This window comes from Nonomuraea sp. NPDC050022, assembly GCF_044460705.1.
Classification (GTDB): domain Bacteria; phylum Actinomycetota; class Actinomycetes; order Streptosporangiales; family Streptosporangiaceae; genus Nonomuraea.
The window spans coordinates 454,976-469,882 of sequence record NZ_JBITKE010000006.1 but is presented as its reverse complement, the minus strand read 5'-3'; the positions used below and the strand labels follow the sequence as shown (position 1 = coordinate 469,882).

At 68.4% G+C, this 14,907-nt stretch carries 16 protein-coding genes; 6 read left to right on the top strand and 10 right to left on the bottom strand.

The window, feature by feature from the left end:
• Position 1: 1 nt before the first annotated feature.
• The 5 genes from ACIBO2_RS27970 to ACIBO2_RS27950 all read right to left on the bottom strand — a co-directional run bounded on the left by ACIBO2_RS27970 (position 2) and on the right by ACIBO2_RS27950 (position 5,420).
• Positions 2-1,288 (bottom strand): MFS transporter, encoded by a 1,287-nt coding sequence (locus ACIBO2_RS27970; protein ID WP_358556954.1) that lies wholly within the window; start codon positions 1,286-1,288, stop codon positions 2-4.
• Positions 1,289-1,743: 455 nt separating this feature from the next.
• The gene (locus ACIBO2_RS27965; protein WP_397300540.1) at positions 1,744-2,367 is read right to left on the bottom strand and encodes a response regulator; all 624 of its coding nucleotides are present in this window, start codon (positions 2,365-2,367) and stop codon (positions 1,744-1,746) included.
• Between the two features lie 301 nt (positions 2,368-2,668).
• Entirely contained in the window at positions 2,669-3,244 is a 576-nt protein-coding gene (locus ACIBO2_RS27960; RefSeq protein ID WP_397300537.1) for a histidine kinase dimerization/phosphoacceptor domain-containing protein, read from the bottom strand.
• A 47-nt stretch (positions 3,245-3,291) separates the two neighbouring features.
• Positions 3,292-3,960 carry a histidine phosphatase family protein gene (locus ACIBO2_RS27955; RefSeq protein WP_397300534.1) on the bottom strand — a complete coding sequence of 223 codons (669 nt, stop codon included), beginning with the start codon at positions 3,958-3,960 and terminating at the stop codon, positions 3,292-3,294.
• 143 nt (positions 3,961-4,103) lie between these two features.
• The gene (locus tag ACIBO2_RS27950) at positions 4,104-5,420 is read right to left on the bottom strand and encodes a PEP/pyruvate-binding domain-containing protein (RefSeq protein WP_358556942.1); all 1,317 of its coding nucleotides are present in this window, start codon (positions 5,418-5,420) and stop codon (positions 4,104-4,106) included.
• Between the two features lie 59 nt (positions 5,421-5,479).
• Here ACIBO2_RS27950 and ACIBO2_RS27945 point away from each other — a divergent pair, with 59 nt between their 5' ends.
• The 3 genes from ACIBO2_RS27945 to ACIBO2_RS27935 all read left to right on the top strand — a co-directional run bounded on the left by ACIBO2_RS27945 (position 5,480) and on the right by ACIBO2_RS27935 (position 7,823).
• Positions 5,480-5,875, top strand: a complete 396-nt coding sequence (locus tag ACIBO2_RS27945) for a DNA-binding protein (RefSeq protein WP_397300531.1) — start codon at positions 5,480-5,482, stop codon at positions 5,873-5,875.
• Positions 5,872-6,507: a transcriptional regulator gene (locus ACIBO2_RS27940; protein ID WP_358556937.1), complete on the top strand. Its 636-nt coding sequence runs from the start codon at positions 5,872-5,874 to the stop codon at positions 6,505-6,507. Before ACIBO2_RS27945 ends, ACIBO2_RS27940 begins: the two co-directional genes overlap by 4 nt.
• Positions 6,508-6,827: 320 nt before the next feature.
• Entirely contained in the window at positions 6,828-7,823 is a 996-nt protein-coding gene (locus tag ACIBO2_RS27935) for a hypothetical protein (protein ID WP_397300528.1), read from the top strand.
• On the opposite strand, the gene ACIBO2_RS27930 is transcribed toward ACIBO2_RS27935, so the two are convergent.
• On the bottom strand, positions 7,807-8,739 hold the full coding sequence (locus tag ACIBO2_RS27930; RefSeq protein ID WP_397300526.1) for a PfkB family carbohydrate kinase: 933 nt from the start codon (positions 8,737-8,739) through the stop codon (positions 7,807-7,809). The two genes, ACIBO2_RS27935 and ACIBO2_RS27930, sit on opposite strands and share 17 nt — an antisense overlap.
• 14 nt (positions 8,740-8,753) lie before the next feature.
• Positions 8,754-9,779 (bottom strand): LacI family DNA-binding transcriptional regulator, encoded by a 1,026-nt coding sequence (locus tag ACIBO2_RS27925; RefSeq protein ID WP_358556928.1) that lies wholly within the window; start codon positions 9,777-9,779, stop codon positions 8,754-8,756.
• A 352-nt stretch (positions 9,780-10,131) separates the two neighbouring features.
• Here ACIBO2_RS27925 and ACIBO2_RS27920 point away from each other — a divergent pair, with 352 nt between their 5' ends.
• Both ACIBO2_RS27920 and ACIBO2_RS27915 read left to right on the top strand, forming a co-directional pair.
• Positions 10,132-11,412 carry an ATP-binding cassette domain-containing protein gene (locus ACIBO2_RS27920; RefSeq protein WP_358556925.1) on the top strand — a complete coding sequence of 427 codons (1,281 nt, stop codon included), beginning with the start codon at positions 10,132-10,134 and terminating at the stop codon, positions 11,410-11,412.
• A 352-nt stretch (positions 11,413-11,764) separates the two neighbouring features.
• The gene (locus ACIBO2_RS27915; RefSeq protein WP_358556922.1) at positions 11,765-11,902 is read left to right on the top strand and encodes a hypothetical protein; all 138 of its coding nucleotides are present in this window, start codon (positions 11,765-11,767) and stop codon (positions 11,900-11,902) included.
• 66 nt (positions 11,903-11,968) lie between these two features.
• Here the strand turns inward: ACIBO2_RS27915 and ACIBO2_RS27910 are convergent, their stop codons facing one another.
• From ACIBO2_RS27910 to ACIBO2_RS27900, 3 genes are all read right to left on the bottom strand, one after another.
• Positions 11,969-12,469 carry a hypothetical protein gene (locus tag ACIBO2_RS27910; protein WP_358556920.1) on the bottom strand — a complete coding sequence of 167 codons (501 nt, stop codon included), beginning with the start codon at positions 12,467-12,469 and terminating at the stop codon, positions 11,969-11,971.
• A 585-nt stretch (positions 12,470-13,054) separates the two neighbouring features.
• The gene (locus ACIBO2_RS27905) at positions 13,055-13,555 is read right to left on the bottom strand and encodes a hypothetical protein (protein ID WP_358556917.1); all 501 of its coding nucleotides are present in this window, start codon (positions 13,553-13,555) and stop codon (positions 13,055-13,057) included.
• 65 nt (positions 13,556-13,620) lie between these two features.
• Positions 13,621-13,893 (bottom strand): hypothetical protein, encoded by a 273-nt coding sequence (locus tag ACIBO2_RS27900; RefSeq protein WP_358556914.1) that lies wholly within the window; start codon positions 13,891-13,893, stop codon positions 13,621-13,623.
• A 235-nt stretch (positions 13,894-14,128) separates the two neighbouring features.
• On the opposite strand from ACIBO2_RS27900, the gene ACIBO2_RS27895 reads away from it, so the two are divergent.
• Entirely contained in the window at positions 14,129-14,752 is a 624-nt protein-coding gene (locus ACIBO2_RS27895) for an FMN-dependent NADH-azoreductase (protein ID WP_397300520.1), read from the top strand.
• Positions 14,753-14,907: the final 155 nt, after the last annotated feature.

Sequence of the window (14,907 nt, the reverse complement as noted above, 5' to 3'; positions counted from 1 at the left end):
TTCAAGACGCTCGATTAGTGCTGTACGAGGCGGGATCGGAGATATCGACCTTTGACCGATCGGGCAGCGCGTACGTCGCGATCAAGCCGATCACCGCACCGATGATCATGAACACGGAGATGGCCTGCCAGCCGTAGTCGTGCAGCAGCCAGGTGGCGATCAGCGGTGCCGGTCCACCCGCGATGACGGAGGCCAGCTGGTATCCCAGCCCGGCGCCCCCGTACCGCAGACTGGTCGGGAAGCTCTCCGCGATGAGCGCCGCCTGCGGACCGTACTCCATCGAGTGCTGGAGCTGCGTGACCATCATCGTGACCAGGATGACGACGGCGATGCCGGTGTTGAGCAGCGCGTAGTAGGGGAAGGCGATCACCGCCAGCAGCGCGGCCCCGATGAGGTAGAGCCTGCGGCGGCCTATTCGATCGCTGAGATGTCCGAAGTACGGGATCGCGAAGAGCTCGACGGCCGCCGCGGCGCTGACGGCGGCGAAGGCGAACGTTCGCGACATCCCGATGGTCGGGGACGTGATGTAGGTGATCACGAATGTCGTATAGAGGTAGAACGGCATCTGCTCCGGGATGCGCAGGAGCGCGCTGAGCACGACCTCCTTCGGGTGCCTCTTGAGCACCTCGACCACCGGCAGCTTGGCCACCTGCCTGGTCTCGAGGAGCTTGGCGAACAGCGGCGTCTCCATGACCCGCAACCGCACCCAGAGGCCGATGGCGACCAGCACCAGGCTCGCCAGGAACGGAATCCGCCAGCCCCAGTCCTTGAACGAGTCGCCGGCCGCGAGAGCCACCAGCGACATCGCGCCGGTGCCGAGTATGAGGCCGATGGGCACGCCGACCTGCGGCCAGCTGGCCATCAGGCCGCGCCTGCGCTGATTGCCCCACTCCATCGACAGCAGCACCGAGCCACTCCACTCGCCGCCGACCGCGATCCCTTGCAGGATGCGCAGGGTGACGAGCAGGATCGGCGCGATCACGCCGATCGTGGCGGTGCCGGGCAGCACGCCGATGAGCGCGCTGGAGACGCCCATCATGACAAGGGTGATGATGAGCGTGGCCTTACGCCCGATGCGGTCGCCCCAGTGCCCGAAGATCGCCGCGCCGACCGGCCGGGCGGCGAACCCGACCGCGTACGTGGCGAAGGACGCCAGAACACCCGCATAGGGGGTGGACTTGGGGAAGAAGACGTCGGCGAACACGGTCGCCGCGGCCGTGCCATAGAGAAAGAAGTCATACCACTCGATGGCCGTACCGACGACGCTCGCCGTCGCCGCTCTTCTCACCTGGGATTGGTGCTCCGCCGCTGGTAACCCGTGATCGTGCGTCACCCGCGCCTCCTCAGCCCGGACCGGGACTCCCAGTGTGATCCGGCTCACACGTCACCCGGTTTGCGCCATGCGTACCCGGCTTGCGGGGGGCGAACACTGGATTTGTCAGATCGTTAGCGACAAATGGTGTCTTTCTGAAGTCGGACGCCGTCTGTTACGGTCTCGTCGCCGCCGCTCCAGACCCTCATGGCGGCGACGACCGAGTGCCACGCGTACCTGGAATGGACTGGTCCCGCTCGATCCCCGGCATGGGGTGGACCGTGGCGCACATGGCCGACACGCTCCTGTGGTACGCCACGGACCTGGCCGCCGGAGCGCGGGAACTGAGCACCATGGACCTCGCGGTACGCCCGTGGCTCCGGGAGCGAGCCGGGGCCTGGGAGACCCTGCTGTGGGCCAACGGCCGAGCCTCAGGCGATCCCCGAGTTCCAAGCCCAGGCCGCGATCCCGACCCGGTTGGCCGCTCCCACCTTGCGCTGGATGTTGGCCACATGCGTCTTCGCCGTGCCGGCGCTGATGGACAACTCGGCGGCGATCTCACCATTCGTACGCCCATGCGCGACCAGGCGCGCGACCTCCACCTCGCGCTCCGTGAGCGGCTCCCCCGGCGGCTCCGGCCGGGCGGCGCGGAGGTGGCGCAACAGCCGCACGGTGACCTGCGGGCTGATGAGCGTGTCCCCGGCCATGGCGGCACGGATCGCCTCGACGAGCAGCGTCGGTCCCGACCGTTTCAGCAGAAACCCGCAAGCGCCGTTGCGTAGTGCGGTGTGCACGTAGTCATCGAGGTCGAACGTGGTCACCACGATCACCCGCGTCTCCCGCGCGAGCACCCTGGTGACCTCAAGCCCGTCGAGCTTGGGCATGCGGATGTCGGCCAGCACGACGTCGGGCTTGAGATGCCGGGCGAGCCCCACCGCCGCCTGCCCGTCAGCCGCCTCCCCCACGACCGTCATATCGGGCTGGGAGTCGAGAATGAGCCGGAACCCGATCCGTACGTCATCTTGATCGTCCGCGACGAGAACCCGAGTCGTCACGCCACCGCCCCCACCAGCCGAGCGCCCTCAGACCGCCCACCCATCACGCGCATGTCCCCCCACCTTCCAGCCGGACGCACGTCACCCCAGCTACCGGCTGGCCGTACGTCATCCCAAGCTTCCACCCTCGTCATGTGTCATCTCACCCTTCCACCCGTGGCACGCTCACGTGTACCGCACCTCTGCGCGGGATCGGGTCGTCCACCAGCGCGTTCTCGGCGATCTCGACTGACCCGGTGCCGGTGTGCCCTGGGAAGTGTCGCCTCAGGGAGTGATCCGGCACATGACCGGCGTCAGGTTTCTAACACGTCAGGGCCCGCTGGCCGCCCTCCTCGATGCGCCGCAGGGCGTCCTCGATCCGCGGCGGCAGCTCTGGAGCGAGCCGGGCGGCCTGGGCCTGTACGAGCATGCCGCTGACATCGTGCGCCACGAAATCGTGCAGGTCACGCGCCAGAGCGAGCCGCTGATCCCGTACGGCCTGCGCCACCGCCCGACGCCGGTTGCCGTCGAGCGAACGCAGGTAGAGCCCGGCCGTGGCGACCCCGACCGCCCCCAGCGACCAGCCCGCGCAACCGGCCAGGATCAGCGAGGGCGGGCCGGGCCAGACCATTCTCAGCAAGATGGTCGAAACCGCGAGACCGGGTACGAGGGCTGCGAGAGGCGCGCGGCGGGCCGCGAGCATCGTCAGCACGAGCAGTGCCGGCACCTCGATCAGCAGCCAGAACGTGCCGTCTCCACGGGTACCGGTCAGCGGATGGTAGGCGGTGATCGCCAGGGAGACCGCTCCCCCGCCCACGGCCGAGTACGCGGGAGGGACGCGCGGCCTGAACGCCACCACCAGCGCACACAACTGGACCACCGCACCGATGAGGTTCACGTTCTCGACCCTAGAGCGCCTCGGCCGTACGGACAGCAGGAGCTACCTCACGGCCTGATGCTTTCGGGGAACCCGGTCCAGCGCAGGCCGGTCGGGAGGTGACTCATGTCGTTGAACATCACGAGCGTGGGCGGCAGGCGGTCGCGGTACTCGATGACCGTCAGCGCGGTGTTGGCGCTGTTCAGTCCGAGCCACCGGGATGGCGGCGCGTCCAGCGCGTGTCGCACCAGCCACGCGATCGGATAGGCGTGCGTCACCAGGACCTCGTGTGTGTCGCGCTGGGTCCCTTCGGGGGTCGTCTCAGTGCCTTTGGCGGTCGTCTCAGTGGCTTTGGCGGTCGTCTCAGTGGCCCTCTCGGGGACCTTCGCGAACCGGGCGACCAGGGCCTCGGCCAGCCTCTGGCCCGAGGCTGCCTCTGCTTCGTCGTAGCCGTCGAAGAAGCCGACCCAGGACGGAGGCGTTTCGGCCGGACTGGGGACGTAGGGCACGTGGTCGATGAGTTCGGCGGCCTCGGCCACGGGCACGTTCGGTAGATGCCGGGCGAGTTCGTGGGCGCTCGCCACGGCGCGTGGCAGCGGAGAATGCCACACGGCGTCGACCGGTACGCCGGCGAGCCGCTCGCCCAGCAGGCCCGCCTGCTGGTGCCCGATGCCGGTGAGCTCCCCGAACGCGTTGGCCGCGCCGTGGCGCGCCAGGTAGAGGTGTCGCGTTGCCATGAGTAGTCAGGGGCGCGGTGCCCGTGCGGGCCCGCTTCCCATCTCCTTCGATTTCGATCCGTAGGTGTGGGTTCGGTGACGGGATGCCTGGGTGGGGTCGGCTCTTGGTCTGACAGAGACCGGCCAGGGACAGAAGTGATCAGTCACGCGGGTGCCGCCGTGACGGTGCCGTTGGTGCCATCGAGGGTGATGACGGTGTCGTCGTGGAGCGTGCTCGTCGCGTTCGGGATGCCGAGGACGGCGGGGATGGCGTGCTCACGAGCGACGATCGCGGCGTGGGAGAGCACGCCTCCGGTCTCGGTGATGACACCGGCGGCGACGCGCAGCAGCGGTGTCCAAGCGGGGTCGGTGAAGGGGCAGACGAGGATGTCGCCCGGGCGCACGCGGGCGAAGTCGCCGGGGCCGCGAACGATTCTCGCGGCGCCGGTTACGATCCCGTGGCTGCCCGGTGTTCCGGTGAGCGTGCCAGATACGGTCCCGTGGCCGCCGGGGGCTCCGGGGGGCGTGGCGGCTGGGGCTCCGGTGAGTGCGGTCGTTGGGGTTCCGGTGAGTGCGGTGGCTGGGGTGTGCGAGGCGCTGGAAGGCGAGGTCGGCGGTGGGGGTGCGGCCGTGACCGGGCGTGCTTGCAGGATCCAGACGCGGCCGTCGACGATCGCCCACTCGATGTCCTGTGGCCCACCCCGTACGGCGGCAATGTCTTCGCCCAGCTTGGCCAGTTGCGTGGCGGTCGCGTCGTCGATCGTCGGCTGGTTCCGGGTACCAGCAGGCACGTCGCTCATGACGAGCCGTGTGCCGTACCGGTCAAGGCGGGTCCGTTTGTCCGCGACGGTACGGGTGACCGACGCGTCCTCGGCGACGCGGTAGGCGTCAGGGGTGACCGTGCCTCCGACGACGCTGGGGCCGAGCCCCCAGGACGCCTCGATCTGGGTCGCGTCGTCCGGGCCCGCGGGCGTGAACATGACCCCGGAGACCTCGGCATCCACATGGCGTTGGACGAGGACGGCCATCACAAGATCGTCGGACGGCTGGTCGTCGCGCCGGTAGTCGATGGCCCGGGGAGAGAACAACGAGGCCCAGCAGGCGCGTACGGCATCGGCGACCTCACCGGCTCCACGCACGGCGAGAAAGCTCTCGTACTGACCGGCCGCCGATGCCTGGCCGGTGTCCTCATTCGCCGCCGACGATCTGACCGCCACGGGCGGGTCGCCGAGCTCGTCGAGCGCGCGGCGCAGCGCATCGACCACGGTGGCGTGGACCGGGCGGGACTCAAGCATCTGCCGCGCCACGTCCGGCTCGCCGGCGAGCCGCCCGAGGTCCAGGTCGCGGATGGCGGCGTGGTACGCGGCGTAGGAGACGACGAAGCCGTCAGGAACCGGCAGACCCGCGCGGAGCAACGTGCCGAGTGCGCCGGCCTTACCTCCGCAGGTATCGGCGGCAGCCTCCATGAGGGGTACGATCATCCATCCTTACCCTTCAACAAATGATTGACAACGTTTTGTTGATTGTGCAGGATAAGTGCATGCCACGCAAGCAGGACATCGCTCACAACACGCAGACCGATCACGTACAGGCCCGCCGCGAGGCGGACGCGCGTGAGCGTCTCCTGGACCTGGGCGCGGATGAGCTCGACGCCCGTCCATGGCGACCCTCACCCGCCCCGCTGTCGGCGGTCGACCTCGTGCAGTTCGCCGTCTGGCGCAACGCCGATTTGGACCCGGAGGACATCCTGAGCGCGCTCGCCCTCCTGCCCGCCGCACGCGCCGAGGTCGAAGGACTCGAAGCCGGGCTGCTGTTCACGGCCCGGAGCGCGGGACTGACCTGGGCACAGATGGCACAGGCGATGGGGTTCAACTCGCCGCAGGCGTGCCAGCAGCATTACACCCGCCTGGCAGGACGATCGGACGCCGACTCATGACACGGGACTCCGCGACCGACCTCCTGGTCCTGCACTCCGTACGCATCACCGGGTTCGCGGACACCCCGGTGATCGCTTATCGGTACGGGCTCGACGCGGCCGAGACGAAAGAGGTGCTGCACGACGCCGAGGCACGTGGGTGGGTCGAGCACACCGCCTTCGCCGGAAGCGGGGGTTGGTCGTTGACCGAAACGGGCCGAGCCGAGAACGAGCGCCTGCTCGCGGCCGAGCTCGCCCGCGTCGGCGGTGCCGACGAGGTCCGTGGCGCCTACCGCGAGTTCCTCCCACTGAACGCCCTCCTGCTACGAGCCTGTACCGACTGGCAGCTCCGGCCCACCGCCGGCGATCGGCTCGCCGTCAACGACCACTCCGATCCCGTCTGGGACGCCCGGATCCTCGACGAGCTCACCGGCATCGACCGCGCGCTCCTGCCACTCGCGGACCGGCTCCGGGGCGTACTCACCCGGTTCCGCGGATACGACACGCGATTCGGCGCGGCCCTGGCGCGCGCCCGAGCCGGGCAGGGCGCCTGGGTCGACCGCACCGATGTCGACTCCTGCCATCGTGTCTGGTTCGAGCTCCATGAAGACCTCATCGCCACGCTCGGCATCGACCGCCACGCGGAAGCCTGAAGCGCCCCGAGTTGGAGAAGGAGACCGCGGCGTGCGGGTGTACCACTGCGACGGTAGTGTGAGCGCCGCTCCTTTTGGCCCGTGCCCACGGAGATCACCCAGGACGGACGCGCACAGGAGGCATGGTGGGTCTGCGACTGGCAGCTGTCACCCTGGCGATGGTGGCATTGGCCGGATGTTCGGTCGTTTCGGCTAACGGCCGCGACCCCGGCCCGACGGATCGCGTTGCCTCCAAACCCAGCCCGAGTGATCGCGTCACATCCAGCCCCGGCTCCAGCGGCAGTACCCCGGTTGCGACGCGCCCCGAGGGTCGCTGGCGGGTGGTCTACCGGCAGAAGGGGCTGGACTACGGTGCCGACTTCCTGGACATCGCGGCCACGGGCGCGGCCGACGCGTGGGCGGTCGGTGAGCGGACGTTCGGCACCGACGGCCACGAGGCGTTGCTGGTCCGCTGGGATGGCGAGCGCTGGCGACGGCTGACGAAGGAACTGCCGAAGGCAGCCCGATACGTCACGCTCACCAAGGTAGACGCCTCAGACCCCGGCAACGTGTGGGTGATCGCCGAGGACAAGGAGGGCGGTGAGTCCGGGCTGCTGCACTTCGACGGGCGGCGCTGGTCGTTCATCCCCGATCCGGTGATCACCTCTGAGGGGGATACCGCGGGCCCGTCCGAGGTGGTCGCGCTGGGTGGGGGGCAGGTGTGGGCGCTCGGTGACGGGTGGGCGCGGCACTTCGACGGGCAGCGCTGGACCAGCCAGGCGATCCCCATCACGACGTACGCGGCCGTCGCCGTGTCGCCGCAGGACATCTGGGCGGTCGGCGAGGTGGACCCGCTGCCGGACGACGGCTACGTGCAGTCGGAGCCGGCCGTCGCGCGCTTCGTCGGGCGCGCCTGGCGACGCGTACCACTGCCCTCACCGTCGGAGCCCTCGCCGTCGCCGTCCGGCTCGGTCGACTCGCGGGTCTCGGCGGTGCTGGCCGTGGCCGCCGATGACGTGTGGGCCGTGGGCGGCTACGAGACGTCGGACGGCGCGTTCCGGCCTCTGTCCTACCGGTGGAACGGCACGGCCTGGCGGGCGGTCGCCATCGACGGCGGGCAGTTGACCGGGATCGCCCGCGACAGCGGTGGCGTGGTGTGGGTCGCCTCCCGGAGGTCCGTCGCCGAGGATGCGAAGGACGCGTACCGACTGCTGGCCGAAGCGGGCGGACGGTGGTCGCGGGTCACGCCTCCCGCCCCGGTGACCGCGATGACCGCGCTCCCCGGCGGGAAGCCGCTGTGGGCGATCGGCCAGGACGCGATCACGGAGTATCGCTAGGGCTCGGCTCCTTCGCGCGGCTCGGTGGAGTGGGCTCGGTGACCCCGTCCTGGCTGATCACCCGGCTCAGCAGGGTGGGCTCGGTGATCGGGGACTCGTGGGTGCCGAGGACGGTGCAGGCGTGGGCTCCGGCGGTGGCGCCGAGCCGTACGCGCTGCTCCAGGGGTAGTCCGCGCAGAGTGCCGTACAGGAAGCCAGAGACGAACGCGTCGCCCGCGCCGTTGCTGTCGGCGACCGGACCGGGCAGAGGCGCGGCCGGGAAGGCGCGCAGCGGCGCGTCGCGGGTGAGGACCAGGCAGCCGTCGGCGCCGCGCGTGCAGACGACCGTGTGGGCACGGCCGCGTTCGATGATGGCGGCCATGGTGGCGGCCGGGTCGGCGAGCGCGGCCGCCGAGAGGAAGACGAGGTCGGAGCGGTAGGCGAAGTCCTCGTGGTAGTCGTCGACGCCGTTCCAGTCGTGCAGGTCCGTGGAGACGGGCATGTCCAGGTCCGGGAACACATGGCGGCAGAAGTCGGTGATCGACACGTGCGCGTGCCGCGCGCGGACGCCCTTGTAGAGGTGGCTCGGGAGCCGCTCGCCGGGCGTGGCCCTGGGGTCGAACAGCGAGGTGCGGCGGCCGTCCGGATCGACCAGCAGGACGCTGCGCCGGGTGCCCGCCCGCGCCGGCGCCCAGATGAAGTCGAGGCCGCGCAGCGCGTGGCGGATCAGCGCGCCCTGCGGGTCGTCGCCGATCAGGTCGGCGAACGTGACGTCGAGCCCGAGCGCCGCGCAGCCGAGCGCGACACCGGCGCCGGTGTTGCCGATCCGGTCGAGGACGGGCGGTACGGAGTAGGTGTCCTCGTACGGGAGGGGCAGCGCGGGCACGTACACGGTGGTGTCGACCCCGGCGCCGCCGAGAACCAGAACATCGCGCATGGGCACGGACGGTGTCATCGGTTCACCAGCGGGCCGGAGCCCGTGGAGCCGCGGACCACCAGCTCGGGCTGGAAGACGAGCTCCACGTGCTTGGCGGGCGCCCCGTTGACCTCTTCGAGCAAAGTCTGTACCGCGGCCGTGGCCATCGCGCCGATCGGCTTGCGTACGGTGGTCAGTGGCGGATCCGTGAACGCGATCAGCGGCGAGTCGTCGAAGCCGACCACCGACACCTCGCCCGGCACGGCCAGCCCCTTCTCGCGGCAGGCGCGGATCGCGCCCAGCGCCATCAGGTCGCTGGCGCACACGATGCCGGTGCAGCCGCGCGACAGGAGCTGCATGGCCGCCGCCTGCCCGCCCTCGACGGAGAACAGCGAGTGCGCGATCAGCTCGTCGACGGCGCTGGTGCCGAGGAGCTGGGCCATGGCCTGCCGGTAGCCCTCGATCTTCCTGATCACGGGTACGAACCTGCGCGGCCCCAGCGCCAGCCCGATCCGCTCGTGTCCGAGGTCCACGAGATGCTGTACGGCCAGCCGCGCGGCGAGCCGGTCGTCGGGCGAGATGAACGGCGCGTCGATGTGCTCGCTGTAGCCGTCGACCAGCACGATCGGCAGCCCGCGGTCGGTGAGCCTGGTGTAACGGTCCATCCGCGCGGTGGTGTCGGCGTGCAGCCCCGACACGAACACGATGCCGCTCACCCCACGGTCGACCAGCAGTTCGGTGAACTCGTCCTCGGGCGCGCCGCCCGGCAGCTGCGTGCAGAGCACGGGCGTGTAGCCGTGCTGCGTCAGCGCCTTCTCGATGGACTGGGCGAACGCCGGGAAGATCGGATTGTCCAGCTCAGGGGTGACCAGGCCGACGAGCCCGTTGCTGCGCTGCCGCAGCCGGGGCGGCCGTTCGTAGCCCATGAGGTCGAGCGCGGTCATCACGGCCTGGCGGGTGGCGGCGGAGACGCCGGGCTTGCCGTTGAGTACCCGGCTGACCGTGGCCTCGCTCACCCCGGCCTGGGCGGCGATGTCGGCGAGGCGCGCGTGACCGGTCATGCGCGCCACTGTACTTTCCCCCGGGCCGCCGGATGTGACGCGCGCGGGGCGTAGGAGGCGGCGAAGCCGCGCCTGTACACGGAGTACGTCACAGCCTCGCGCCACCCCTGATCATGCTCCGCAGCCCCTAAGACGGTCCCGACAATGAAAGCTCTTGCCGCAATTTCCCGCAAGCCTTTCCAAGTCACGATTTTTCCGGATGATTCCGCCATCGGATGCCCAAAACCCCTAGCCGAAACCCGATTGGGCAGAGATCTTTTATGACAAGGGTGGACATGTAGCGTTAAGGCGCGATGTACTACCCCTTCAATCAGCCCCGTCACAGGTGACACGTGCGCAAGGTGTTGGGCCCATGAGCTCGGTCGTTCTCGACAAAGTGACCAAGGTGTACCCGGGTGGCTACCTGGCGGTAGACCGACTGAGCCTGAAGGCCGAAAATGGCGAGTTCCTCGTTCTGCTCGGCCCCTCCGGCTGTGGCAAGTCCACGCTGCTGCGGATGATCGCGGGCCTCGAGGAGATCACCGAGGGGGACCTCTGGCTGGACGGCCAGCTGGCCAACCACCTGGCGCCACGTGATCGCGATGTCGCCATGGTGTTCCAGAACGGCGCCCTCTACCCGCACAGGACCGTACGCGGCAACATCGCCTTCCCCCTGGAGATCGCCAAGTCGGACCCGGCACAGGTACGCGAGCGCGTCACCGAGCTGAGCAAGGCGCTGCACATCGACGACACGCTGGAGCGCCGCCCTGGCACCCTATCCGGCGGCCAGCGCCAGCGCGTCGCGATGGGACGGGCGATCGTCCGCCAGCCCAAGCTGTTCCTCATGGACGAGCCGCTGTCCAACCTCGACGCCGGCATGCGCACCGAGCTGCGCATGGAGATCTCCGCCCTGGTCAGATCGCTGAACGTCACCACCATCTACGTGACGCACGACCAGGTCGAGGCGCTCACGCTGGCCGACCGGATCGCCATACTCAACCGTGGCGTCCTGCAGGATGTCGGCACTCCGGCGCAGATCTACAACGACCCGGCGACGGCGTTCGTGGCGGCCTTCCTCAACTCCCAGCAGCTGAACCTCCTGGCCGCGACCGTGCGCACGCCGCAGAACCAGTACGTCATGCTCGACTTCGGCCCGCACCGGCTGACGCTCCCGTGGAGCGATCCCCGCGCCTACGCCATCTCCCAGCACACCGGCGGCCAGGTGCTGGTCGGCCTGCGCCCCGACGGGCTGGCGCCGGTGCCCGAGTCGTACGAGGGGCCGTCGTTCTTCGGCCGGGTGCGGGCGCTGGAGTACCACGGCCACGAGTGGCTGGCCTACATCGAGTGCGGCGTCCCTGCCGTACCGGTGCCCGAGCCGCCGGACCGGCGTGTCCAGGTCAACGGTCGCAAGGACCGCTCCGCCGGACTCGGCGGGCTGGTCCGCCGGATGTTCTCCCAACCCGAGGAGCGGGAGGAACAGGAAAAAGTCGGACAGAACGCTGGCAGCGGCATCCACCGCCGCTCCGACATCATCGTCCGGCTGGGCGGCCGCCCGGTCTGGCGCGCCGGCGAGCCCGCCAAGGTGGCCATCGACCAGAACCGCCTCATGATCTTCACCCCGGACGGCGCCCGCATCGACCCACCCCGCCGTTGACCGCGGCGGCGCGATCTTCGGCGGCTACTGCGCCATCTGGGCCGCCTTCATCGTGATCACCGCTTTCGGGTTCCAGCACCGCACCAGACCGTCGGGGGATCGAACACGACGCCCAAGCCTGGCTTACCCAACTTGGTGACCCCGAGGAGGGGCGGCGCCCTCCTCCGTGCGGTGGAGATCGTCCACGGTCGGCAGGATCCCGGCCACCAGCACGCGGAGCGCGGCCGGCGCCTGCTCGGGCGCCGGCAGCCCCTGCTATCGAATCTCGTCTCCCCCTCCCCTGACACCTCGGCGAGGCTGTCGCGGACCATCGCCACCGAACGTTCGAGCACGGCCGGCGGCAGGCGACGCGGTGATCTCGATCGTGCAGTGGGAGTCGGACGAGGCGTTCGCCGCGTCGCTGGCCGCGATACAGGAGGTGGCACTCGATCTGGCCTATGACCAGCGTGAGACACGGCCTCGCGAGATCGTCCAGGTCGTGGCCGCCTGATCGGGAGGAGCAAACAGCGGAGGGCCGACCCATGGGCCGGCCCTCCGTGTTCGAGCCCTTGGCTTCCTAGCAGGCGCCCTTCACGTCAGGCAACAGGCACCCGGTGTCGAACGTGCCCGGGATCGACGCCGTGACGCCATTCGTGTCATCGGTGATCTTAACGCTCGTGTAGGTCACCTGCGCGATCTCCAGGCTCTGTCCAGGCGGACAGGAGAAGGTCCCCGCCGACGGCGGGAGGATCGCGAGCGAGGCCGTCACCTGACCGTTCCTGCCAGAGCTGAACGTGCCGGTCGCGGTCACCTCGCCGGAATTGACTTGCTTGTTCTGGGCGCTGGGATTCTTCCCGCCCCGGTTGACGCAGACGTACGTGGCCGTCGAGGTCGCACTCGCGACGTAGTCGATGCTCTGGTTGGTGCCGAGTCCGGCTTCCTTGAACGAGACGATCAAGTTCGTACCGCCCAGCTGGGCGCTGGCTGAAACGAAGTGCGGGCTTACAGCCTGCGCGGGCAGTGCCGCCGCGACAAGCAGGGCCAGCGGCGTAGAAACGAGGATCGAGAGTCGCTTCATGAGAACTCCTCAGGCGTTGCTCTACACTGAATTCGGGATTTTGGCATTTGCTGACATGAGGTGCAGGGAAGAGTCGCTGTTCGGCAGAAGCGCGAATTGCGTGCCGATCAGACCGAAACGCCAACAATGTCGTTCGACCTGAGCAAGTTCAGTTTCCTTTCGGGGGTATCAATTCCGACGTGTTGGAAATTGTCCACTTCGATCAGAAACGCTCGTTCCGGTCACCCATTGCGGACGTTCGACATCGCCTTGATTTCCTCGCCACCAGGACTGCAAACGGAGATGATGCACACTTGCCACTCCGCTTGTCATTTAATTGAAATGCTCACCCAGCCGCCCTACTTCGGCCACTAATATACTCTCTGCGCCGCTAAATATAATAATGTAAGCCATATTGTCCTATATAACCGGCGCGTCCACTGCGCCGCCCTCTATCCCGGCTGGTACGCCTAGGCCTGAACCCGCTCGACGTGAGCGACTACGCAAGGGTCGCGGGGCTCGACACCTATCTCGGATAGTTGTCCGCTATCAAGCAGCGGAGGACCGGCCCACAGGCCGGTCCTCCGCGTTCGAACCCTTGGCTCCCTAGCAGGCACCCTTCACTTCAGGCAACAGGCACCCAGCGCCGAACGTGCCTGGGATCGACGCCGTGACACCATTCGTGTCATCGGCGATCTCCACCTCCTTATAGGTCACCCGCGCGATCTCCAGGCTCTGTCCAGGCGGACAGGAGAAGCCCTCCGGCGACGGCGGGAGGATCGCGAGCGAGGCCGTCACCTGGCCGTTCCTGCCAGAGCTGAATGTGCCGGTCGCGGTCACCTCGCCGGAATTGACTTGCTTGTTCTGGGCGCTGGGATTCCTCGCGCCCCGGTTGACGCAGACGTACGTGGCCGCCGCGCTCGCCCTCGCGGCATAGTCGATGCTCTCGTTGGTGCCGAGTCCGGCTTCCTTGAACGAGACGATCAAGTTCGTACCGCCCAGCTGGGCGACGGCTGAAACGAAGTGCGGGCTTACAGCCTGCGCGGGCAGTGCCGCCGCGACAAGCAGGGCCAGCGGCGTAGAAACGAGGATCGAGAGTCGCTTCATGAGAACTCCTCAGGCGGGCCGGTAGGGCTATGGACGCTGCAGAGGGCGCGCTGCGTACGCGCCGATCAGGAAATGCCACGAAGGGGCGGCAAGAGAGGAGTGCGGGTTCCGAAAGTGCGGCGGATCAGGCGCGAATGAGCACCGCTGTGTACGCGCTCGGGACATGTGCAACCCCCGCCGTTGTCGCGTTCATTGGTACTCAGCATCGCGCTGGTTTCCGGATTGTCCACTTCGATCGGAAACGCCCACTCCGGCCACCCATTGCCAATGCGCGGCATCGCCTTGATTTCCTCGCCATCAGAACTGCAAACGGAGATGATCCACTCTTGCCATTCCACTTATCACTTAATTGAAATGCCCAGCGCGCCGGGCTCATTCCGCCACGCGATGGCCGGGAAAGCCGACGGTGGTTGCCGAATCGTTTCCGAGCCGACCCCATGGGGGCCCCTCCAAGATCTACGGTTCCAGGGAGGCCGCCCTAGCCCACACGGACCGAGCGCCCGCAGTTGACCAACCGGACCGTGGTCCGTATTGTCTTCCCATAAGCGGACCACAGTCCGGAAGGGGACAACCATGAGCCGTTTGCTGCACATTTCCGCCTCCCCCAGAGGAGCGGAGTCGATCTCGCTCGCCATCGCCTCGACCTTCGCCGAGGAGTACCTCGCCACACATCCCGGAGGGCGGGTCGACCACTTCGATCTGTGGGACGGGAGTTTGCCGGAGTTCGGGCCCCCTGCGGCGAAGGCCAAGATGACCGTGTTCGGAGGGGGTGTGCCGGTAGGAGAGGAGGCGGTGGCCTGGGAGGCGGCTGTGCGGACGTTCGAGCGGTTCGATGCCTATGATCGGTATCTGTTCAGCGTGCCCATGTGGAACATGGGCGTGCCGTACAAGCTCAAACAGTTCATCGACGTGGTCAGCCAGCCGGGCATGGTGTTCGGGGTGGATCCGGAGACCGGCTACCAGCACCTGCTGAGCGGGAAGCGGGCCGCTGTCGTCTACACCAGCTCGGTCTGGGGACCGGGGATCGGGGCCGAGTTCGGGAGTGACTTCCAGTCGACGTTCTTCGACGGGTGGTTGCGCTGGGCCGGGATCGACGACGTCCAGGAGATCCGCCACCATCCGACGTTGACCGGGTCTTATGAGGATGAGCGGAAGCAGGCCGACGAGCGGGCCCGCGAGGTCGCCAGGCGCTTCTAGCGAATCCGCTGTTGTTACGGCCTAAGGGCGGCAGGAACCCGTGGAGTAGGCCGCGTCGGCGAAGACCTCCACGGGGTTGTCATCACCTGCCAGCAGGGCACTGGCAACGACACCCTCATGATGGACGGCAGCGGAGCTGGGCCGCAGGCTCACCG